The 22488-nt window shown below is 51.0% G+C and carries 15 protein-coding genes; 6 read left to right on the top strand and 9 right to left on the bottom strand.

The window, feature by feature from the left end; all coding sequences use genetic code 11:
* The first annotated feature begins 797 nt into the window (after positions 1–797).
* From pcnB to MXE39_RS07255, 5 genes are all read left to right on the top strand, one after another.
* Positions 798–2351: a polynucleotide adenylyltransferase PcnB gene (gene pcnB / locus MXE39_RS07235; protein ID WP_247073900.1), complete on the top strand. Its 1554-nt coding sequence runs from the start codon at positions 798–800 to the stop codon at positions 2349–2351.
* Positions 2352–2582: 231 nt separating this feature from the next.
* A complete protein-coding gene (folK, locus tag MXE39_RS07240) occupies positions 2583–3089 on the top strand; it encodes a 2-amino-4-hydroxy-6-hydroxymethyldihydropteridine diphosphokinase (protein WP_246977965.1) in 507 nt (168 codons plus the stop codon).
* 207 nt (positions 3090–3296) lie between these two features.
* Positions 3297–3896 (top strand): aminoacyl-tRNA hydrolase, encoded by a 600-nt coding sequence (gene pth / locus MXE39_RS07245; protein WP_246977966.1) that lies wholly within the window; start codon positions 3297–3299, stop codon positions 3894–3896.
* A 234-nt stretch (positions 3897–4130) separates the two neighbouring features.
* Entirely contained in the window at positions 4131–5225 is a 1095-nt protein-coding gene (gene ychF, locus MXE39_RS07250) for a redox-regulated ATPase YchF (protein WP_246977967.1), read from the top strand.
* Positions 5226–5769: 544 nt separating this feature from the next.
* The gene (locus tag MXE39_RS07255; RefSeq protein WP_246977968.1) at positions 5770–7578 is read left to right on the top strand and encodes a hypothetical protein; all 1809 of its coding nucleotides are present in this window, start codon (positions 5770–5772) and stop codon (positions 7576–7578) included.
* Between the two features lie 311 nt (positions 7579–7889).
* On the opposite strand, the gene MXE39_RS07260 is transcribed toward MXE39_RS07255, so the two are convergent.
* The 9 genes from MXE39_RS07260 to MXE39_RS07300 all read right to left on the bottom strand — a co-directional run bounded on the left by MXE39_RS07260 (position 7890) and on the right by MXE39_RS07300 (position 21000).
* The gene (locus tag MXE39_RS07260; protein WP_246977969.1) at positions 7890–8660 is read right to left on the bottom strand and encodes a GNAT family N-acetyltransferase; all 771 of its coding nucleotides are present in this window, start codon (positions 8658–8660) and stop codon (positions 7890–7892) included.
* A 231-nt stretch (positions 8661–8891) separates the two neighbouring features.
* Positions 8892–9590 (bottom strand): GNAT family N-acetyltransferase, encoded by a 699-nt coding sequence (locus tag MXE39_RS07265; RefSeq protein WP_246977970.1) that lies wholly within the window; start codon positions 9588–9590, stop codon positions 8892–8894.
* Between the two features lie 716 nt (positions 9591–10306).
* A complete protein-coding gene (locus tag MXE39_RS07270) occupies positions 10307–11215 on the bottom strand; it encodes a universal stress protein (protein ID WP_246977971.1) in 909 nt (302 codons plus the stop codon).
* Between the two features lie 462 nt (positions 11216–11677).
* Positions 11678–12931: a glutamate-5-semialdehyde dehydrogenase gene (locus MXE39_RS07275; RefSeq protein WP_246977979.1), complete on the bottom strand. Its 1254-nt coding sequence runs from the start codon at positions 12929–12931 to the stop codon at positions 11678–11680.
* A 417-nt stretch (positions 12932–13348) separates the two neighbouring features.
* Entirely contained in the window at positions 13349–14500 is a 1152-nt protein-coding gene (proB, locus tag MXE39_RS07280; protein WP_246977972.1) for a glutamate 5-kinase, read from the bottom strand.
* 394 nt (positions 14501–14894) lie between these two features.
* Positions 14895–16181: an alpha/beta hydrolase gene (locus MXE39_RS07285; RefSeq protein ID WP_246977973.1), complete on the bottom strand. Its 1287-nt coding sequence runs from the start codon at positions 16179–16181 to the stop codon at positions 14895–14897.
* A 1384-nt stretch (positions 16182–17565) separates the two neighbouring features.
* Positions 17566–19209 carry an FAD-dependent oxidoreductase gene (locus MXE39_RS07290; RefSeq protein WP_246977974.1) on the bottom strand — a complete coding sequence of 548 codons (1644 nt, stop codon included), beginning with the start codon at positions 19207–19209 and terminating at the stop codon, positions 17566–17568.
* 659 nt (positions 19210–19868) lie between these two features.
* Complete coding sequence (gene ahpC / locus MXE39_RS07295) at positions 19869–20432, bottom strand: alkyl hydroperoxide reductase subunit C (protein WP_246977975.1); 564 nt, start codon at positions 20430–20432, stop codon at positions 19869–19871.
* Positions 20433–20835: 403 nt separating this feature from the next.
* Positions 20836–21000 (bottom strand): hypothetical protein, encoded by a 165-nt coding sequence (locus MXE39_RS07300; protein WP_246977976.1) that lies wholly within the window; start codon positions 20998–21000, stop codon positions 20836–20838.
* Positions 21001–21301: 301 nt separating this feature from the next.
* Between MXE39_RS07300 and MXE39_RS07305 the strand changes: the two genes are divergently transcribed.
* On the top strand, positions 21302–22090 hold the full coding sequence (locus MXE39_RS07305; RefSeq protein ID WP_246977977.1) for a ZIP family metal transporter: 789 nt from the start codon (positions 21302–21304) through the stop codon (positions 22088–22090).
* Positions 22091–22488 lie beyond the last annotated feature (398 nt).

Consider the following 22488-nt stretch of genomic DNA (forward strand, 5'->3'; position numbering starts at 1 on the left):
CCTGACAGGCAATGAGCTGCTATCTCAAGCTGTGCAGTAACTGCATGACCGAGGCGGCGCATTCTGAAGTATCTGACCACAGGGTAAGCGCACCCGTATTCAAGACGGGGCGGCTCTGCAGGCAGCTTCAGAATACAAAAGCAGAACTGCCCGAGGGCAACTGCCGTCCGACCTCAAGGCGTCATGCCTGCCAGCCTAAGAGCTCTGGCAATTCATACCGGTTCAGCGAGGCTGTATGAAAAGCCTGCGCCAAAGTAAATCTTCAGATCCTGCAGACAGGTTAAGTCCCATGGGCACGACGCCGACGGCAACAGGCCGTGGCAGCCTCCGTGACATTCTGCCATGCAGGTGCAGATGTACTGCATGATGCACTCTCTGCAGGTCTGACCATACGGCTCCCGACCGTTACCAGCCCACTTAAAGCTGGATGCACAGATGAAGACTTATGCTTTATGGAGTCATGTCCCCACCCAGGGGTCATCTCACCGGTTTTCGGCTTGTTCTTGTAGGTTCCCCTGATATTTTACTCGGAGCACTTTCCCCCTTCCTCTCCCCCTCAATACATGCTCAAAGCGATGCTGCAAGGTAGCGCCGCGCATGGTTGCGCCTGCGCTTTTGCATGACGCCTGCCCGGCAGGACGCCTGCAGACAGGTCGGCCGGACCTGCACAGGGCAGGTCACAGGTCATGTCATGGCCGGGACTGCACAGGTCTTGAGACATGTGATGACACTGAGATGTTCATGGATGGTGAGAGTATCCGAGTAAAATATTAGGAGAGCCAGCCTTCTTTGTAGACTTGAGGTACACAAAAATTTCTACCTTAATGCCAGGTCTTGAAGACCTATTGAAGAAGCACAAAGCCATGGTGGTCAAAAAAGGCCAGCATAAGCTTGTCCTGGACGCTGAACAGCACCAGCTGCCAATTGAAAAAATCTCCAAATTTGCCATCAAGGTAATCAAGCGCCTCAAGCAGGCCGGCTTTGAAGCTTACCTGGTAGGCGGTGGCGTAAGAGATTTGCTGCTGGGCAAGACTCCTAAGGACTTTGATGTTTCCACCAATGCGACCCCTGAGCAGGTGCGTCGTCTGTTTACCAATGCCCGTATCATTGGCCGTCGCTTCAAGATTGTTCATATCGTATATACCAATAACGATATTATTGAAGTAACCACCTTCCGTGGTGGCAATGCCAACAAGATGCAGGTAACCCGTCCATTCAGCGGCGATGGCAAAGCCTATGATGTTCAGGTTACTGACCAGGGCATGCTGGTGCGTGACAACAGCTACGGCAAGCGCATTGAAGATGACGCTCAGCGCCGTGACTTCACCATCAACGCCATCTATCTGGACATCCAGACCGGTGAGCTTATCGACATGCACGGCGGTCTGTACGACCTCTCCCAGGGCGTGATCGATATCATTGGCGATCCTGAGACCCGCTACCGTGAAGATCCGGTACGTATTCTGCGTGCTGCCCGCTTCAGCGCCAAGCTGGGCTTTGCCCTGTCCCGTCGCACCCTTGAGAGCATTGAGCCATGTGCCCAGCTGCTCTATCAGGTTGCTCCGGCCCGTATGTACGACGAGGTTAACAAGCTCTTCCTCACTGGCCACGCCCAGGCAAGCTTCCGCGTACTTTCTGAACTTCATCTGTTCAGCCGCCTGTTCACCCTCTCCGAAATGCTGCTCAACTCCAGCTCCTGCCGTGATTTGTTAAATTACGCTTTTGCCAGCACCGATCAGCGCTTCCACGAGGGCAAGTGCAACAAGCCTCACTTCCTCTATGCCATTATTCTGTGGAATGAGTTCCTGTGGGACTTCTACGAAGTTCGCGACGACCTGATGTTCTCTGCCAACAACATCAACTACAAGTCACTGATCTCATTCCTGGCTTCAAGCGTTGTGATCAATCAGTACAGCATCACCGCCATGCCTGAGCAGATCATCCGCTCTATCGCCCTGCTGTGGCGTCTGCAGTTCCTCCTTGAATCCAGGGAGCCTGAGAAGTATGTCAAGGAGACCACATCCTACAACAGCTTCCGCGCCGCTTTTGACCTGTTCAAGCTGCGTGCTCAGTTTGACAGCAGCCTGCAGTCCCGCGTTGAGTTCTGGCAGCCTTACTATGACGCATGCAAGTCAGAAGCTGAAAGACGTTCCCGTGAGGATCGTCCTTACAAGGATGATCGCCGTGGCGGCCGCCGCAACCGTCGTGACCGTGATCGCGACCGCGATCGTGATCGCCGTGACCGTGGCTCATCAGACAATGGCCAGCGCGACAGCGAGATGATTTACGAGTCTTCTGAGTCCATCAGCAAGGCCCGTAACTGGCGCAAGTCCATGAATCTCGAGCCATAATCTGAGCCCGCAACACGGGCTGCAGGCTCACAAAGGGCACATGCCCTGGATCACAAAGGACTCATGCCCAGGCTCACAACGGACCTGGAACACTCCGGGCACGCATGCTGACCTCAGGTATGAAAATCCTGATATATAAGGCCAAAGATTTCAGCATTTTTGTTGAGCTTTGGCCTTAATTCTGTATGATAATCATCATTTTTTGAGCTGTCTGAGCACTGGAAAAGTTTGATGCTGACTGTAATTGCCCTGGGCTCCAATATGGGCCAGAGTGCCACCACTCTCAAGGATGCCGTGACTGCCATTAACGCCATTGAGGGCGTGAGCGTTATCAAGGCTTCATCCCTGTACCGTACCCCTCCTGTGGGCTATCTTGATCAGGATGATTTTGTTAACGCTGTCATCATGGTTGAAAGTCAGCCCGATCCTGTTGCCCTTTACGAACGTCTTGCCGCTATAGAGCTTGAATTTGGCCGTGTAAGGCTTTTCAAGGACGGCCCACGCACCCTCGATCTGGACATTATCTGCGCAGGTGATCTGATATCATCAGACGTCAGAGTTATCCTGCCTCACCCGCGCGCTCAGCAGCGTGCCTTTGTCCTGGTGCCGCTCAATGAAATCGCCCCTGATCTGGTTTTTCCTGACAGCGGGCTTACTGCAGCTCAGGCTCTGGAACGCTTAAATCCTGAGGACTTAAGCGGCATCGAACGGATTGCTGATGCCCCGTCCCTGCTCTGAGCGCCCCTTTCAGGCTGTCAGCCAATACCATAAAGCGTTCCTGCTGCCGCTCACGCCTGAGCAGTCGGGACGTCTGCGCCGCAGCGCCAGCAGCTGCATCTGCAGCAGGCAGCACCGGGCAATCAGTGCACACTGTCAGCTTTTACCAGCCTGCAGCCTGCATCCTGCGGCCAGCTGTTGACCGCAGATCCACAGAGAAATGCCAATATGCCAGCTAATGCCAATATCAGACTGATTGTCGGTCTGGGTAATGTCGGAGCCAAGTACGACCATACCCGTCACAACATGGGTTATGACCTGCTTGAGCTCATCGCCCGCCGCTACAATATCAGCCTCAATCCTGAGAGCAAATTTGCCGGACTGCATGGCAAAGGCTCTATTGAGGGCCATGAGGTACATCTGCTCTTTCCTACTACCTACATGAACGAATCAGGTCGTGCCGTAGGTCCTTTATGCAAGTTCTTCAAGATTGCCCCGGAAGAAATCCTGGTTTTGCACGACGAACTTGACCTGGCTCCGGGCCAGATGAAACTCAAATTCGGCGGCGGTCTTGCAGGTCACAACGGCCTTAAGTCCATTACCGCCCACCTGGCTAACAGCCAGGACTATTACCGCCTGCGCATAGGCATTGGCAAGGGTCCTGACACCTATTCATGGGTTCTGGGCAAGCCATCGCCTGTCGACCGCGCCCTGATTGAAGAAACTTTAGATGCGGCCGCTGTTGATATTGGCCTGATCTACACCCAGGGCATAACCAGAGCCACCAGTGCCATCAACGGCTTCAAGCCGCTTGCCTGGCAGAAATAGCCTCAAGGCGCCTGTTCCGTAAGCCCCAACGGCACAAGTCCGGCCCGGCGCCTGGCGCCCAGGCGCCCAGGCGGCCAGGCCGGGCCCCGCTGCAGCCCCGGATGGTGCCCATGCAGGCGCACCGCTGCAGCCCCGGCAGGTGCCCATGCAGGAACAACTGCTGTGGCGCCTGCAGTGGCACGGACAGCAGCTCTGGTTTCGTTATCCTTTTTCCTCACTTTCCTGGAGTTAAACATGGGTTTTAACTGTGGTATCGTCGGTTTACCAAATGTTGGTAAGTCCACCTTATTCAATGCTTTAACCAAGGCCGGCATCGCCGCTGAGAATTTCCCTTTCTGCACCATCGATCCTAATACCGGTATCGTACCTGTACCTGATACCCGTCTTGATCAGATCGCTGCCATAGTAAATCCACAGAAGGTAGTCCCAACTGCCATGGAATTTGTGGATATTGCCGGTCTGGTTAAGGGAGCTGCTCAGGGTGAGGGTCTTGGCAACAAGTTCCTCTCCAACATCCGTGAGACTGATGCCATTGCCCACGTGGTCAGATGCTTTGATGACCCTAACGTTATCCATGTTAACGGCAAGGTAAATCCTGTTGATGATGTTGAGGTTATCAACACTGAGCTGGCCATTGCTGACCTTGAAGTTGCTGACAAGGCTCTGCAGCGCCTTGAAAAGCGTGCCCGCACCGGCGGTGACAAGGAAGCTCTGGCTCAGGTAGTAGCTCTTGAAAAGGTAAAGCCAGCCCTTGAAAAGGGTCTGATGCTGCGTGCCGTTGAGTTCACCAAAGAAGACCTGGCTGCCATGAAGGGCTTTAACTTCCTGACCTTAAAGCCAATGATGTACATTGCCAATGTCTCTGAGGACGGCTTTGAGAACAATCCATACCTGGACGCTATCCGCGAGTATGCCGCCAAAGAAAACTCCATAGTAGTACCTGTTTCTGCCTCCATCGAGGCTGACCTGGCTACCATGGAAGAGGCTGACCGCAAGGAATTCATGGACAGCCTTGGTCTTGAAGAGCCAGGTCTTAACCGCGTAATCCGCGCCGGTTACCAGCTGCTTGGTCTGCAGACCTTCTTTACTGCCGGCGTCAAGGAAGTACGTGCCTGGACTGTCAAGGTAGGCGCTACCGCTCCTCAGGCTGCAGGCAAGATTCACTCTGACTTTGAGCGCGGCTTTATCCGTGCCCAGACCATTGCCTTTGATGACTTCATCAAGTACAAGGGCGAAGCAGGCGCCAAGGAAGCTGGCAAGCTGCGCTCTGAGGGCAAGGACTATATCGTTCAGGACGGCGATCTCTTCGAGTTCCTCTTCAACGTCTAATACCATAAGCATATCCGGCCAGAGCAAACCCGGCCGGATATGTCTGAGCAGATGAACAGACAATCTGCAGAGCTCACATAAAACAGGGCCCGGATGCCATATGGCACCCGGGCCCTGCTGTTTTCAGAACTGAATTATCAGCCTGCAGAAATGTACATGTTATTTAAAGATTGTCATAAACTCATACCTGACATCAAATCAGAGGCAAACTATATGACAAGTCTTTAATAATAGACTTGATAGCCAAATGGGGGACAGTCAAAGTCGTGTCAGAAATCTTATCTGCTTGTATATAATGAGGCAGGAGATGTCCCTGAAGAGGATTTATTAAAACTCTTCAATGTTTTTGGCAACCCCAGGGAAGCTCCCTATGAGGTTATGGTTTCTTAGTTACCAGATACTCATTGCATAGGGGTACCTTCTGACGCACGGTACACCATACGTGAGGCTATACAGATTCTACGTGCAAAGAAGTTCTTAAAGATCCCAGTCAATCTAAAGCTGCTTAATGACTGCAGGTTGGGCAAAGTTGAGGAGAGTCAAGTTGATATTTAATAAGAACGAAGTTCTGTCAATCGACAGTATCCCTCATCGAGTCCTTTACTCCAATACTGACTGTACTGCTCTTTATCCAATATCTGGCAATCAGCAAAGTAAAATTACCTACAGGGTTGTTGATACTAAAGAGCTTGAGAGACAACTGGGCTGCGGAGCAGTAAGATTCGTAGAAGATCCTTATGAGCAACTGAGAAACATGTATGTCAGTGAGAACAAGACTGTTGAGGAAAACTTTTGTCTTATTTCGTCAATTGTTTCTAACCAGGAAGTCTTATATTCTCGTAATGCTCTTACTGTTGCGCTTCACGAAGCGTCCAACGGCAGCAGGAGCATGCTGCGTAAACTGTACAGGCTTATTGCCAGATGGTTTCAAAGAGGTCAGTGTAAGGCTGCTCTTATGCCTGACTATCGTGCTGTAGGTCATTCACCAAGAACCTTTTCTTCCAACCCGGGAAGAAAAACGGGCGTTGATAAGCCTTTATTAGACAAGTCCCTAAAGACTTTAATGTCAGCCACTATCAGGGATTATGTTCTGACACAGAATGGCGTATCTTTAAGAAAGGCTTATTCATTTCTCATTGCTCGCTATTCAGATAAGTATCCTGACTCGCCTGTTCCAACATTCGGACAGTTTTCTTCATTCTATTACCGAACCTGTAACAGAAGAGACCGGGACCTGCTGAAGCATTCTCCTATTGTCTTCAACAAGGATATTTTAGCCAGCCCGGAGTCTGAATATGAGGCCAGCTCAGGCCCAGGTGACGTTTACGAAGTTGATTCCACTCCGGACAATGTTTTTCTTTGCTCCTCATTAGAGCCTGCCATTCCAGTAGGACGACCTGTACTTTATTCAGTTACGGATCGTTTTACAGGTATGATTGTCGGCATACATGTTTCTTTAGAGAATGCACATAATAAAAGCGCTGCTGAAGCGCTGTTCTGTGCAATTTCTGATAAGAGCCAGTACTTTAAGGAAAACTTTGATATCCATATTTCCTTTGACTGGCCATCCTTTGGCATTCCTAACTGTATATGTGCAGACAATGCTGAGCTTGAGGACAGCAGGATAGAGCGTTTTGCGCGTAACCATGGGGTTACAGTTATTAACTCAGCCCCAAACCGCGCAGATCATAAGAGCACTGTTGAGTCCTCAATCGGTATGCTTCAGAGTGAGCTCCGTTTTATGCTCAAGCAATCAACCGTATGTGAAATTAGACATAAAAAAGCCGGCTCTGTTGATAACCGAACAAACAGCGTGCTTACTCTCAATGACTACAGACGAATAGTTCTTCTTGCCGTAAACACTGTTAATGCCCGCATTAAAGACAAGATGCCTAATGACTATCCTGTAACACAGGATTGCAGCCCTGTAGCTCTCTGGAGCTGGGGGTGTGCAAATCGTCCTGCTTTTTTGAAAAGCAATTTCAATCATGAGTCCCTGAGGTTAAGCCTTCTTCCTCAAAAGAACGCAAGTGTTTCAAGAGATGGAATCAAGTGTTATGGCATGACGTACACCTGCAAGCAGCTTGAGAATGAAGGCTGGTTTGATGGTAACAGCAAATCCATGCGCCCTTACCATCCAGTTATGTCCATAGATAATGGCAATGTTGGCATTGCATGGATTTATCCTGACCCGGAAAAATATCCGTCTACCTGCTTCCAGTGCAGACTTAAGCAGGAGAGCGCCTACTTAAATGGATGTAGCCTGTTCGAAGCTGAAAAACTTCAAAAGTGCAGAAATGATTCCAGATCCCGAACTCAGCAGAAGCAGAATCATATTAGATCCTCAAACTAAAAAGATGCAGGACACAGTCAGTGGCTAACGTTTGAGAAGCGGTACAACCTCAACTTTAACGGGTGAAAAAGATAAACTGGCTCTTCTCAAAATCAGAGGATATGAAGAGCAAACATCATTACAGCCGATCCCGCTCTTTTAACAAGCCAATCATGTAGACCAACAATTTGATTAATCTTCAAAAAGACCAGTAGATGCAGTTATTGATTTGAATGTATTTTAAAAGCTGCTGGGATAAAACAGGGCCCGGATGCCATATGGCACCCGGGCCCTGCTGTTTTCAGAACTGAATTATCAGCCTGCAGACCACTCTACTTACCGGTACTGCCCTGCCCGCTGCCGTCATTGGACTTGCTATCTGCCGTGGCGGCCGCAGCAGGAGCTGCAGCCTTAGCAGCTGCCGGGAACGGAGCCTGACCGAGCTCCTTGGTGTACACATAGCCACGCAGAAAGCCGTTGTTGCCGTGATTGAACTCAGGGATGTGGCAGATGTTAAAGCTCATGCTGACATCCACGGCGCGCTTCATGCCTATGTGGTCATAAAAGCCAAAGTCGCAGCTTGAATCAGTAATCAGGTAGTAGCTCTTAAAGCCCTGACTGCGCAGCTGCTCCTCTACGGCCTCAATGAGCTTCTTGCCCACACCAAGTCCCTTGGCTGCTGTATTGACGATAATGACCAGCACCTCAGGGGCACTGCTGTCAGGCACCATCTTTCTTAACCTGGTGTGATTATCAACAAAAAGCCCTTCGATAAGACGGGAGTTGCGTGCACCTGGCCATACATAAAGCAGCATACGGGCGGCATGCTCCATGACACGTGCACGGCAGCAGATAAAACGGTTTTTGCGCAGAGCCGGACGGTCTACCTTGTTGGTAAGACCAAGCAGACCAAGGAAATTATCATCCTTGTCAGCAGCTACCAGCAGACTGGTAGCATTGTTCAGATAATGCAGCATAAAGGCTGTGGTACTCAGGAAACTGACTGACTTTTTGCTGTCGAAAAACCATACCTCACTGGCTACTTTGAATAACTTTTTGTAGTCCTTGCCCCACTTGAATGGTCTAATGTGTATGTTATCCATAATAACCCCTGATAACTGCAGTCTGTTAAGGCTATGGCTGCAGAGATTGTAATACTGTATAGCTGCCTGGCGCAGCGGCAGGTGCCGCCGCCACCGCTGGCCGTACGGCCAGCCCTGCCTGTAAGGCAGGGCTGCCGCCCGAGGCCGTGAGCATGGCTAAGTGCTCAGGCTCTGGCCTGCTCCATTGACTAAGCCCGGAGCTGAGTTTATGACTGAGGCCCTGCCCTGGCCTTACTGATCTTTGGCTGAGTCCTGGTGCGGCTCACGCAGGTCCTGTGTGTAGACAAGGCCGCGCAGGAAGCAGTTTAAGTAATGATCATACTCAGGGACATGACGGATGGAGAAGCTCATGTTGACGTCTACAGCGCGCGTCATGCCCAGGTGATCATAGAAGCCGTAATCACAGCTTGAATCAGTCAGCAGGTAGTAGCTCTTAAAGCCCTGATTGCGCAGGATTTCCTCTCCTGCAGCTACCAGCTTGCGGCCTACACCCATGCCCTTGGATTCAGGATTGACGATCATGACCAGAAACTCCGGAGCACTCAGGTCCGGCACCATTTTTCTTAATCTGTCGTAATTGGCAAAGAAGAGCTCATTGAACAGACGGGAGTTTAAAGCGCCCGGCCAGAAATAGAGCAGAGCCTTGGCTGCATGCTCATAAAAACGGGCGCGGCAGCAGATAAAGCGGTTTTTGCGAAATTCCGGACGGTCCACCTTGTTGGTCAGACCAAGAATGCCCATTAACCTGTCACTGCTGTCGACAGCCACCAGCAAAGTGGTAGCCTGGTTCATGTAGTGCAGCATGAAGTTCACCGTGTTAAGGGTGCTTACTACATGGCTTTTATCAGCAAACCATACCTCACGTGCCACCTGTAAAATCTGATTAAAGTCCTTACTCCACTTAAATGGTCTAATGCGTATGTCACTCATAAACTAATCCTGAGACCTGCAGCAGACAAAGCCTGTTTCTGATAAAAGCTGCAGGAAAAACAAATGCCCCCTGCCTGCGCCAGGTGCAATGGTGCCATGGCGCCATGGCGCAGCCTGGCACGGGGTCGGCCCCGGATCCTCGATGAGCACAGATGTCGCTTCAGTGCACCGCGACTGATGCACACGCAGCGCGCTCTATTGGCGCGACCTGTCCTGCTGTGACCTCTGACTTTCAGTAATACTCATGTCCAGGGTAATTGCACATAACATACAGCATCACGCCTGGCATCCCCCTGGCATATCAGCATTGACCAGCTGCCGCAGGCCTGAAGCACAGGCTGGACCGCACAATGCCATCCTCTGCCCGTGCACTGCCCCTTGAGCGCCACGGCGGCGCCTGCGGGCAAAGCCTGCAGACTTTGCCTGGTAGCGGTGTCTGCGGGCTGTGCCTGTGTGCGGTGCCTGCGGGCGGAGATGTCGGGCCTTGCCTTTGCAGGAGCAAAGCCCGTAAATCATGATGCCGGCTGTGCCTGCAGACCGGCAAGACTATGACAGCAATGAGCTGTCAGGGCCGTGCGGGTCTGCAGACACAGAAAAATGTATTTTTCTGTGTAGTTAACAACATACAGACAAAAAAGCCCCGCATAAACTGCGGGGCCCTGCCCCGTCCTGTGTTCCCGTCATAAGCCGAGGGAATTAAGGACCCGGGGTCTTAATCAGTCATGCAGATTGCTCTGATCGTAGCGTACATGACGGTTTACGATGAAGATATCACCCTTGATCTGCTCAAGAACCAGCTCGCTGGCGCTCTGATCAAAAGCGCTTAAGACACCGTCACGAGAGGAGGTGCCCATACATACCATGCGGGCTTCGAGATTACTGCACACACGTGGAATCATTTCATCGACACGGCCTTCGGCTACGTGGCAGCGCTCATGTGGAATGCCGTGCTTGTCAGCAAACTCGTAGAGTGCAGCAGTGTGTATTTCTGGACGGGTTGATGGCTTGGATGAACCCATCATAATGGACAGATGAGTATCACCGCCCATCAGACCACCATGTACCGGAGGTACACAGTTGAGCACATGCACCTCACCGTTGAAGTTTTCAGCAAAGATCTTGGCTGCGGTAATGAGCACTTCGTCGATGAACTTCTCGTGATTGGCCTCATCAAAATCAATGGCCAGTACGATAGCGCGATCAAGACGCTGTGGAGCCTGAGCATCCTTGACTACCAGGACAGGGATAGGAACGCTGCGGGTAATCTGCGAATCGATTGGAGAGAAGAATAAGTCCTTTAAGGTATGACGACGGTTGGCAGAAATCAGAGCCAGATCGAACTGCTCGGACTTCTTGCCTGCGTAATTGCAGAATGCCTTGGCAACGTCATCAGCAAAATCAACCTGTACTCTCCAGTTCTGAATGCTTGGATAGCGGCTCATGAGAGCTCCAACCTCTCGCTTGTAGCGATCCTCAAGCTCAGTGCGCTTATCTTCAGTGAAGTCGGTAACTACGCGAAACAGAATCAGCTCAAGATCCGGCATAAAACGGGCAAATTCGGCGGCTCGCTCCAGAGCTGGCTGCTCTTCCTTTGGTTTGACCAGCACTAAAACCTTATAAGCCATATCTCCTCCTTACTCTAAATTTTATAGAGATAATTGCTCTGATTTCATTATTGCAAAGCTACTGAGATATTAAAAACCCTTTAATCCAAAACTATGACTTACTCTAAATTTTGACTGCAAAAACATCGATTCATTCCAATCTCACCCTTTTATGTGCACCCTGCAAGCGCAAAAGAGCCCCCTGCAGGCGCAAAAGAGCACGCTGCAGCAAGCTGCATCCAGCTGAATCCTGCTGCAGCAAGCTGCATCCAGCAGCAACTGACTGCCCCTGCTCCAGCGAAAAGTCCATGCCAGCCGCCCAATATCGCCATTTCCTCACATCCACCTGTCTGGCCATAACTTTTGAGGCAGTCCGGACACAGTCATCTAACAGGGCCCTAAAAAAACTGAGGCCAGCCTGGCAATGCCTGGCTGGCCTCATGAAATTTTCATACTGTCCCTGACGGTCCTGACATCCTGCTGTTATTCACGGCACAGATAGTCGCCACGGCAGGTGTACTGGTAGGTGGTCAGAGCCTCAAGTCCCATAGGGCCGCGCACATGCAGCTTCTGTGTGGAAACGGCTACTTCGGCGCCCATACCAAACTGACCACCATCAGAGAAGCGTGGTGAGGCATTGATGTAGACGCAGGCAGATGGTACCGAGCGCTCAAAGAGCTCGGCATTGCCAATGGAATTGGTCAGGATGGCATCGGAGTGAATAGCCTTGTGACGGCGCAGATGCAGGATAGCCTCACCTACACTTTCAACAATAACGATATTCATCTTCAGGCCAAGGAACTCGGTATCTAAATCATTATCCGAGCACTGACCGAGTAATGGATAGTCAATCATAAGGTCATGCATTTCACCATGGGCATGGACCACGACATTGTGCTTTTCAAGCTCAGGAGCAAGTGCATTGATCAGTGTCTGGGCACGGCTGCGGTGTACCAGAAGAGTATCTAAAGAATTACAGGCTGAAGGCTTTTGCACCTTGGCATTAATAATGACATCAACAGCACGTTCTATGTCAGCAGAGGCATCCACGAAAATGTGACCAACACCAAAGCCGCCGGTAATTACCGGTATGGTAGCGTGCTTGACGCACATACGGTGCAGGGCTTCGCCGCCGCGCGGGATGATAACATCCACAAACTCATCAAGAGTAAGCAGCTTGTTAACCAGATCACGGTCAGTAGACTTGATCAGGTTTACTGAGCTGGAAGGAACTGGACTGTTGGACAGGGCTTCTTCCATGAGCTCAAAGAGAGTGAGATTGGTCTGGAAGCACTCAGAACCGCCACGAAGGATACAGGCATTACCTGACTTGATGCACAGAGCTGCAATGTCGATAGTGACATTAGGGCGGGACTCGTAAATAACGCCCACAACGCCCAGAGGAACACGGCGGCGGGAAATATGCAGGCCATTTTCAGCCACGTGACCATCGATAATACGGCCTACAGGATCAGGCAGATCAATGACACGCTCAATGCCATCAATCATTTCCCAGTAACGCTTATTGTTAAGGGTCATGCGGTCAATGATAGAAGCCGGCAGAGCACGGTTCGTGGCGTCAGATACTTCTTTGGCATTGACGTCCATGATGAATTTCTCCATCTTCTTGAGCACTGAAGCAATAGCGGCAAGAGCCTCATTCTTGTCCTTAGTGCTGGCTATGGCAAGCTGCTGGCTGGCCAGTGCGGCTGTATAGCCGACTTTGTGCATATCAATTCCAAAACCCATAGTTAACCTGCTTAATTTCCTGTGCACCTGGTTCTCTGAAAGCGCTGTTCAGAGCACCTCCCTTTAACTCAGGGAAAACATTCCCTGTATGCCAGGTATGACCATATGGCCCTGTTGTGCTGTTCTTTGACAGCACCATGCTGTCACACCGTATCCGGGCTCAGAGCTTTCAACATGTTGCTCCTGCCGGACCTGTACAGCTCATTGTCAGGGAGCTGATTATCCCCCTGCAAAAAACCGGCCCTGTTTACACAGGGTCTTTCTCAAAGTTCTGACAGCTCCGCAACATCACGGCTGCAAACTGTAAGCAGCGCCGTGTCTGTAAAGCTGCGAGCGTGATGTGCTGCCATGCGCGCCACCTGCGCGCCCGGCGCACCGTTCAGGGTTCGCAGCCCCGACATGAGGCTAGAGCATTACCATGTCGTTGCGGTGAATGACCACCCCGTGGGAAAAGCCAAGACGACTCTCGATTTCCTCGGATTTACATCCTCTGATAAGTTCGCATTCATTTGAAGTATAGCGCACTATACCTTTTGCCAGAGATTTACCTTGCTGACTGTCAATTTCGATCACAGCCCCACGCAGGAACTCGCCCTCGACACTCTTAATGCCTGACGGCAGCAGTGATGAGCCGCGTTCTGTAAGAGCTGCAGCGGCGCCGTCGTCAACAATGATGCGTCCTGATGGTCTGGTAGTTGAGGCCAGCCACACCTTGCGCAGCTCCTTGGGACGATCACCTGTTCTAAAGAAAGTGCCGTCTCCGCGCTCTTCTATGAGGTCCAGCATAATGCCAGGATCTTCACCTGAAGCAATAATGAGCTCAACGCCGCCACGGGTTGCAATATCGGCTGCCTTAACCTTGGTGGACATGCCACCAGTGCCTAAAGTGGTACCTGAACCGCCTGCCAGAGCAATAATCTTTTCATCAATTTCCCTGACCTCACGAATGAGCTTTGCATCAGGACAGCTGCGCGGATCGGCTTCGAACAGACCTTTCTGATCGGTAAGAAGAATGACCTTGTCAGCCTCAATGGCTATGGAGGTAATGGCGGCCAGAGTGTCGTTATCACCCACCTTAATCTCGGCTGTTGAAAGGGCATCATTTTCGTTGATGACAGGAACAATGCCATTATCCAGAAGAGCAAATAGAGTATCACGGGCATTTAAAAAGCGCTCACGATTCTCAAGGTCAGCACGGGTCAGCAGAATCTGACCAATGTGTATGTCATAAATGGCAAAAAGACTGGCCCAGACCTCAATAAGACGGCCCTGACCTACAGAGGCCAGCAGCTGCTTGGAGCTTAAAACCGGGGGCAGAGAAGCATGAGAGGCAACGAGCTCACGACCTGCGGCCATGGCGCCTGATGACACCAGAGTAACCCTGTGACCAAGCTGTCTCATCTGGGCTACCACACGAACAATCTCCAGCATGTGGGCACGATTGAGACTGTTTTTTCCTCTGGTCAGAGTGCTGGTACCAAGCTTGATAACTATATTCTGACCTTCTGTCTCACCATTGGTCTGACAGCCGCTGCGGCTGACCTGTTCTTTATGCATATCCAGTATTGCCTGTATCTTCTGTGCTCAAAGCAAAATGAAAATTCATCCTGATGGCTGCACCTGAGTTCGCCTTGTGGCCATCTCAGGCCCGCTGCCGGGCAAAATTCAGTGAATCACCATTATAAGCACAAGGCCGTCCCGGCGAAACACCATGCCCCGCACCACAATGGCGCCACCGCCAGCCTGGCATCACTGTGATGCCAGGGCAATGCCTGCGTTCCGGTGCAGCGCAGTCAGCAGCAAGGCATCAGAACGTCAGCGGTGCTGTGCTCATAAAGACAGGGCCGGAGTATGACACTCCGGCCCTGTCTTTATACAGTGCTCTTACCTTATCCCAGGCGGGACGGATGCACCTTGTTTAAGAGGGATCGGTCATGCCGCTGATCCCGGATCAGTTGAGCAGCTTTTCTTTGAAGAAATCGCTGATTTCAGAGAACAACTTAGGCGCAAACTGACTTACGCGAATCTGCTTGTGCTTGATGACGTGATTGTTCTTGAAAGCCTGATTGACAACAGCCAGATCATCGTCATTAAACTTGAGATCAATAGGAGTGAAGATAGTAAGCACCGGAATGGTGTTTGAAGCATGATAGCCAATCAGACCCTGCTTTTTGAGAGACAGCATCTGCATCTGAGGCACAATGGTATCCCAGCCACTGGCATCCAGGTTGAGACGGTTGGCAAGCGAGGAACGGGCTGACAGAGGCATGCTGTTGAGCAGCTTGTGGTCAAGGTAGGCTGAGTGAACGGCCGGACTTGCAAGGGCAATGGCCTTGAAAAGGTCAGGACGCAGCAGCGCAAGACGGGCTACAGGAGTTGCACTGAAGCGGTAGCCCATGGCACCAATGGCAGTACGGTCAATAAATGGCACACGATCGCGCAGGAAGTCTACAGCAGCTTCAAGCACATCTGAGCTGTTAGCATCGAGCACAATCTTGCTGGCATCCCCCATACCTGGCATGTCGATAACAAAAATGGCAATGCCCATCTTACGTAAATAGTTGCTGAACAGACCATAGTAGTCAGTTGAGGTATCGCCATAGGCTGAAACCACGATGACACATGGCTGCAGTGTTCTGTTATCCACACTGTGCAGGTAGCCGGTTACCTTTTCGCCGCGCACATTGAAAGTCAGCTCCTCGTAATGTCCAAGGCGCTGCTCGTCATTGAAAATCTTGCGATAGGACTGACGGCCCAGAAGTGATGCCTGTGCAGCCAGAACGTCACCCTTGAGGTTTGGATAGGCAGCAATGGCAAAGTAACGTGATGCCATACGGTACTGGTGACTTGCCTCAATCAAATCGCCTCTTTCAGTAGCTTCACGGCCTCTCATAACACGTCTCTGGGCTATGGCACTGAACTCATAGATCCAGTTGCCGGCACCGTACTGGGATACGGTATCAAAACACTCAGGACGTGAGCGATCATTTGAGCTTATGACAATATTGGACAGAGCAGCCTCAATATCAAGATTGTTGGCTCCAAGATAGGTCCAGGTATAGAGATTTAAAGGTCGGTACCATCTGGCACGGAAAGGGGAGCCCATGAAGTGCAGTCCGTCACCTGAATCAGGCAGAGGACAGCCGGAATTTGAGATCAGTGAGGTCTCAATATAATCATGCTTTGGCTTGAAAAGAATTTCGCTTAAGTTTTCTGATGGAATCTGGCTTTCGCTCATTTTTCCTCCCCTCACTTTAATCCCTCACGTCCGCACCATGGCATCACTGCAAACAATACAGCTCTTTCCCGGGCAGTAGGCTGCCTGAGAATGCCAAGCCGCCCAATGGCTGCTATCCCAATCCATGGTGCCACGCAACGCGATGGCAGTAATGCCACCAGACGGCTGTCACGCCACCTCATGACTTCAATGCCACCAGACGGCTGTAATGCCACTTTATGGCTGTGCGGTAATATGGCTGTTATGAGGCATTTCTTCATCTAATCAGGCAATATTAGCACGCTGCCGCTGAATTTGCCCGCAAAAACACTTACCGCTCCACTAATCTTACCGTTGCAGGGCAGCAGCAAAGACTGCTGCACGTGCTGCATCATGCCATGCTCCAAAGACAGCCGCCCCTGCTGCCGCACGTGCTGCATCATGCCATGCTCCAAAGACGGCTGCGCGTACTGCCACCGGGAACAGCCTGCAGTTGCACCAGAGCCAGCTGCGTGGCCACCTGGATAGAGCCATACCTGGCCAGCTTGCATGCTCCAAAAAAGCAAGACCCTCAATCCCCATTGGAGCTTGAACAAACGCCAATGGGAATTAAGGGTCCTGAGGATACACACAATGGAAAAAACCGCCTTGCAATGAACAAAGGAGAAGCTGTCATTCCTCTCCAGGTTTTCCTGCTCGGGTTAGCCTATGCTAACCGTTCTGTGTAACCATGTCAACAAGCTGAGTAACACAAATTTTTCACCTGATAAGCCCTGTTAATATAACAGCAATCAACACCATGTTAGCCACAGCTAACCACAAGCCCGTAAACAGGCCCTGACCAATTCTAAAACCACCTCAAAAACACCCCTCCCATGCACCGCAACCTGGGATAACAATTTTTGCCCTTGTACCTGTCCATGCCCCAGCGCACTGTTTTGCGGCACAAGTTTCCAGCTTAAGCTCCCGCCACATCAATACCACTGCAGAGTCTTGCAGTGGACTGCATTTCATCAACCTGGCGCCAGCAGCATCACCTGATTGTTCAAAGGCAGTCCGCGCAGTACTGAAAACAAAAGACCAGTCTCCGAACAATCAGAAACTGGTCTTTCAGGTAATTCAGGGACACGCTGCCCGGACACAACGCCATGGGCATACTGTCCTGGGCATACTGTCCTGGGCATACTGCCCTGGGTTCACTGTCCTGGGCATACTGCCATGGTTTCACTGCCCAGGAGACTAAGCTACTTGCAACATTGCGCCAGCAGAAAGCTGTCAGCCCTGCAGGCTGTTTAGCATATGGTTGCGGCTCTTTGGCCGACTGGCCTTATCGATGTCTTACAGTCCTGAAACGTCAGGAGTTGCGCTCCTGTGGAGATTTATAAGAGCCCTGATACTGAGGGTCTTAGATGGCGCTGACGCTCTTTAAGTAATCAAGCAGTTCTGGAAGCTGCTTCTTACCAAAGCTAATCTGCTGGCCATTTACTACCAGACAAGGTACGGACATGACTTTGTACTCATTGCGCATATCAGGGTACAGACCTACGTCATAGACGTGGGTAGTGACCTTGTCATTTAAAGAGGCCATGCGCTGGGCGGCAACCACGAGGTCAGGACACATGGTGCAGGACAGTGAAATAAGTACCTGCATCTTTACGTCCTTATCAATGGCCTTCACAGCCTGAAGCTCGCTGTCCTCAATCTGCTGGCCAGGACCTGCTGCGTTATACATGCCCAGTACAAAGGAAGAGAACTCATGGCCACCAGGCACACCGTGGAAAGCCATGCCGGTAGAAGAGCCATCCTCACGGACAAACTCAACAAATGGCAGATGCTCGCCCTCAGAGGTGGTGTCGAGTGCCAGCTTGTCAGACAGAGCTGCCAGCTCTTTCATGGCATTGAGTAACTCATTGCCCTTGTCATCACCACTGGTGTGTACACGCAGAGTAACTTTGGAAGTCATGCGCTCAAATACAGCATTGAGCTGTGGGATGAAGTCAGGTGAAATGAAGCTTCCGGCTGCCTCAGGAGCGATAGAGGCACGGTTCTCCTGAGGAGCCTTACGGGTAGCGTTTGGCACCTCAGGTACCAGACCCGTCTTGTCATGCATCTGAGCTGCAACCTTTTCCATGGCAGCTGCGGCCAGAGCACCATCAGCAGTAGCAGTAACCACCTGACGCAGAGTCTTGATGCAGACATCGCCGCCGGCGAAAACGCCCTTCAAGCTGGTTTCCTGATTATGATCAGTAATGATGTAGCCCTGCTCATTGAGAGCTACCTTGTCCTTGACCAGAGCGGTATTTGGTACATAACCGGCAAAGACGAATACACCAAAGGTATCGTTGTCAGCGGCCTTGTACTCAAAAGTCTCACCTGTCTTGTTGTTGAAGATACTGGCACTGGTAATACCCATGTCATTGCCCTCAACAGACTTGAGCTCGTGATTGAAGAGCACATTGATCTTAGGGTGGGCCATTACCTCATCAGCAATGGAGCGGGCACAGGAGAAGCTGTCCTTACGTACCAGAATAGTTACTTTGGTAGCGTAACGGGTCAGGAACATGGCCTCTTCAGCTGAAGCATAGCCGCCACCGATTACCAGCAGCTCCTTGCCAGTGAAGAACTCGCCGTCACAGGTGGCACAGTAGGCAACACCGTGACCACGGAACTCAGCCTCACCGGTAAAGCCAATATGACGCGGGTTGGCACCGGTACAGATCAGCACGGCAAAAGCACGCATGGTGCCACGGTTGGTAACAACTTCCTTGATATCGCCATCAAGCTTGAGGTCGGTAACTTCAGCAAGCTTAACCTCGGCACCGAAATTCACAGCCTGGCGGCGCATGGTTTCGGTAAGAGCCTCACCAGAGGTGTTCTCAATGCCCGGATAGTTCACAACTTCATGAGTAATGGTGATCTGACCACCAAAACGGTCCTTTTCCAGCACCAGTACACGATAACGCGCACGGGCCAGATAGAGGGCAGCTGTTAAACCGGCAGGACCACCGCCTACGATAATGGCATCAAATAAATTGTCATTAGTGCTCATAAACATTGTTACCTTAATAATGCACAGCCCCGCTTACAGGCATCCTTGCCGAGCCCCAGACAGCCGTCCTTATGAAATCGTTTGCAAAAACAAAGGCGGCTCAGCCTCTGAGGCTGAATTTCATGCAGTCGCAGGCCGTAAGTCGCTTCTCTGTCGCAATGCCTCCCAGGTCATACCTGAGAGTGGGCAGCTTCCGGCACATGAAGTGGCGTCCATCTAAATGGTGCGCTGTGCCGGGCTAATTACTTACGGAGGTGTTTCCCTGTCTTAACTGTTACTCTGGCGGGCGGATATGCTCAAATTACTACTACACGGCCCTTGCGGCCGAAAAGTGACATGCCTGAAAAGCGCTCACAGTAAGCCCAATTGCATTAACTGCAGTGAACTGCTTTTACTAAGGCACAGATACGTGCTAATATACATAAAGTTAGCTATAGCTAACTATTTATGCACAACTTACAGACCCCTTGCGTGCATAATCAAAAAGCCCCCGGATCCGCTGACAGTGTCCTACTGTTGATACGAATGCCTGGGGGCTTTTATTTGCAGGATGACAAAATACGCCTGCATATACAGGAAAGTCCCCTTACGGGGACTTCCTTGAGGGTACAAAACCCTGGCATATTCAGCCTGTTAACTGCTGGTAATCCAGCGGTTAATTAGAGCTTACCTACTAAGTCAAGACCTGGCTTTAAGGTAGCTGCACCTGGCTGCCACTTGGCTGGGCAAACCTGGTCGCCGTGCTCAGCAACAAACTGTAAAGCCTTTACGCGACGCAGTAACTCGTCAGCGTTACGGCCTACGTTACCGGCGGAAACTTCGTAAGCAGCAATCTTGCCTTCTGGGTTGATAACGAAAGTACCACGCTCGGTTAAACCGGCATCCTCGATGAGAACCTCAAAGTCCTTGGCCAGAGCCTGAGTTGGGTCAGCCAGCATTGGGAACTTGCAGGCCTTGATGGTCTCAGAGGCGTCAGCCCATGCCTTGTGAACAAAGTGAGTATCGCAGGATACAGAGTAGACTTCACAGCCGATAGCCTTGAACTCCTCATACTTCTCGGCGAGATCCTTTAACTCGGTTGGGCATACGAAAGTGAAATCTGCTGGGTAAAAGAAGAATACAGACCACTTGCCTAACAGATCAGCCTTCTTGACCTCCTTGAAAGAGTCGTTTACGTAGGCCTGAACGGTGAAATCTGCAACTTCCTTATTGATTAAAGACATCTATAGCTCCTTAAAACGAATCACCTGTCTGTCACCGGACGCTCTGCCAGAGCAGTCACATTCCGGTTAAAAGACACTCATATGCAAGTATATGAGTATTCTGAATAATTGTGCTGAGCAAATCTTAAAAGTGTGCACTGGGGCATGAATTTGAAAAATACCACCTTACCACTTTCAAGACCAAGAATTCTGTTTCGTTTCAGCGACATTGCAAAGTGAATTATCACTGAACTTTTGATGGGTCCATTATATATTTCCTGTAAAGCTCTGGAAGATCACTTGATAAATTGCATCACTACTGATGAAGATCTCCTGTAAAATCACCATATTTTTAAAGGATCTTTAATTTAGTCAGCCCAGGCAAATCCCGATTAAATGCCAATTGCTTAGAGCAATGTCACGTTTAAAATAATTTCTGACCCGCCCAATTATGCAGGCGAATATTTCCCCTATTTTTACCACCAAAGTGATATGTGATGATTTCCTGTAAATTCACCCGGTTTTTGAGCTGAATATTGCCCGGAACTACCCGGATCAGACCGGACTGCCCCTGCTCAATAAGTCTCATACCGCCGATCCAGCACTGCCCTGTCAGGCACTGCACGGAGCAATCAGGCTCAGCACGGCAGTACGCAGGCAGATTCTGCCCGTCTGCCCAGGACAGTACGGCATTGCACAGGCACATTCTACCCGTGTGCCCAGGACAGTACGGCAGTACGCTGGCACATTCAGGCCGTCCGCTCCGGAAAACACGGCAGTGCACAGGCACACTCTGCCCGTCTGCCCTTGACAGCACGACAGTACGCTGACACATTCAGCCTGGCCATACTGCACATATCAGCATAAACCTCACATATTAAGGACTGGTTATGGATGCATTGCTCTCTACCTTCTATGCCACAGCTTTTACCTTTGCCATGACTGCTGCCGGTGCTGCTGCCGTCTTCATTGCAGGTCGCAGCCCCTCTGCTCTGTTTACCCGACTGTCACTTGGCTTTGCAGCAGGAATTATGATCGCCGCATCCATGTGGTCGCTGCTGGCTCCCGCTATTGAGCGGGCTGAAAGCGAAGGTACGCTGCCGGCCATTCCTGTAGCCGGAGGCTTTATTCTCGGTGCAGCCTTTCTTATGGTTCTGGATCGACTGATGCCTCACCTGCACGCCAATACCAATGTTCAGGAAGGTCCCCGCACCTCTCTGCCTCAGCATCAGCTGCTCTTTCTTGCCATGACCATTCACAACATTCCTGAGGGCATGGCTGTGGGCATTTCCTTTGTTGCAGCAGCCGCTGCAGGTACACCTGAGGCATGGTCAGCAGCTGTGGCTCTGACTATTGGTATGGGCATTCAGAATATTCCTGAGGGAACGGCTGTTACCCTGCCTCTTCGTACCAGCGGAATGAGCCGCTTCAAGGCCTTTTTAATGGGAGCTCTGTCAGGACTGGTTGAACCGCTTGCTGCCATGACTGTGGTCTTTCTGGCTTCTTTCTTCATACCTCTGATGCCATGGCTGCTTTCCTTTGCTGCCGGAGCCATGATTTATGTAGTGGTAGAGGAGCTCATTCCTGAGGCCCGGCTTGGCGAACACTCAGACATGGGCACCCTTTCCGTGCTGGCAGGCTTCGTCCTGATGATGGTGCTCGATACCTCCCTTGGCTGATTTCAGTGAGCAAAGGTCACAAAACATGCTTGCAGCCGCCGTCAGCCCGCCCGCCCGCGCTGCATACTGCCCCACAGCCTGCACTGCGGACGGGACTCGCATATGCTCCTGCACAGTGTATACGGACAATATCCAGACAGTGCCCGACATACTGCGCACAGTGCAATGACACACTCCGGACAAGGTCCGCTCATGCTCCGGATAAGTTTTGGACCATGGCATGACATGACCTGTCCATGACCTGACCATGGCATGCCTTGTAAGAGCACAGTACGGCGTATTAAGTGCTTGTGATTTTCATCACGTTTTTTGATAAATCCTTATATTTATGCGATTTGCGCGGGTATGATTCATAACTTCAACATATGAATGTAAGTCTGAGAGGTGACCCTATGCCA

The organism is Anaerobiospirillum sp. NML120511 (genome assembly GCF_023050955.1).
GTDB lineage: Bacteria > Pseudomonadota > Gammaproteobacteria > Enterobacterales > Succinivibrionaceae > Anaerobiospirillum.

Coding starts and splice junctions, on each gene's coding strand:
- folK (WP_246977965.1), top strand. CDS start 2,583: ATGCTGACTGTAATTGCCCTGGGCTCCAATATGGGCCAGAGTGCCACC.
- pth (WP_246977966.1), top strand. CDS start 3,297: ATGCCAGCTAATGCCAATATCAGACTGATTGTCGGTCTGGGTAATGTC.
- ychF (WP_246977967.1), top strand. CDS start 4,131: ATGGGTTTTAACTGTGGTATCGTCGGTTTACCAAATGTTGGTAAGTCC.
- MXE39_RS07260 (WP_246977969.1), bottom strand. CDS start 8,660: ATGGATAACATACACATTAGACCATTCAAGTGGGGCAAGGACTACAAA.
- MXE39_RS07265 (WP_246977970.1), bottom strand. CDS start 9,590: ATGAGTGACATACGCATTAGACCATTTAAGTGGAGTAAGGACTTTAAT.
- MXE39_RS07270 (WP_246977971.1), bottom strand. CDS start 11,215: ATGGCTTATAAGGTTTTAGTGCTGGTCAAACCAAAGGAAGAGCAGCCA.
- proB (WP_246977972.1), bottom strand. CDS start 14,500: ATGCATAAAGAACAGGTCAGCCGCAGCGGCTGTCAGACCAATGGTGAG.
- MXE39_RS07285 (WP_246977973.1), bottom strand. CDS start 16,181: ATGAGCGAAAGCCAGATTCCATCAGAAAACTTAAGCGAAATTCTTTTC.
- MXE39_RS07290 (WP_246977974.1), bottom strand. CDS start 19,209: ATGAGCACTAATGACAATTTATTTGATGCCATTATCGTAGGCGGTGGT.
- ahpC (WP_246977975.1), bottom strand. CDS start 20,432: ATGTCTTTAATCAATAAGGAAGTTGCAGATTTCACCGTTCAGGCCTAC.
- MXE39_RS07300 (WP_246977976.1), bottom strand. CDS start 21,000: ATGAGACTTATTGAGCAGGGGCAGTCCGGTCTGATCCGGGTAGTTCCG.
- MXE39_RS07305 (WP_246977977.1), top strand. CDS start 21,302: ATGGATGCATTGCTCTCTACCTTCTATGCCACAGCTTTTACCTTTGCC.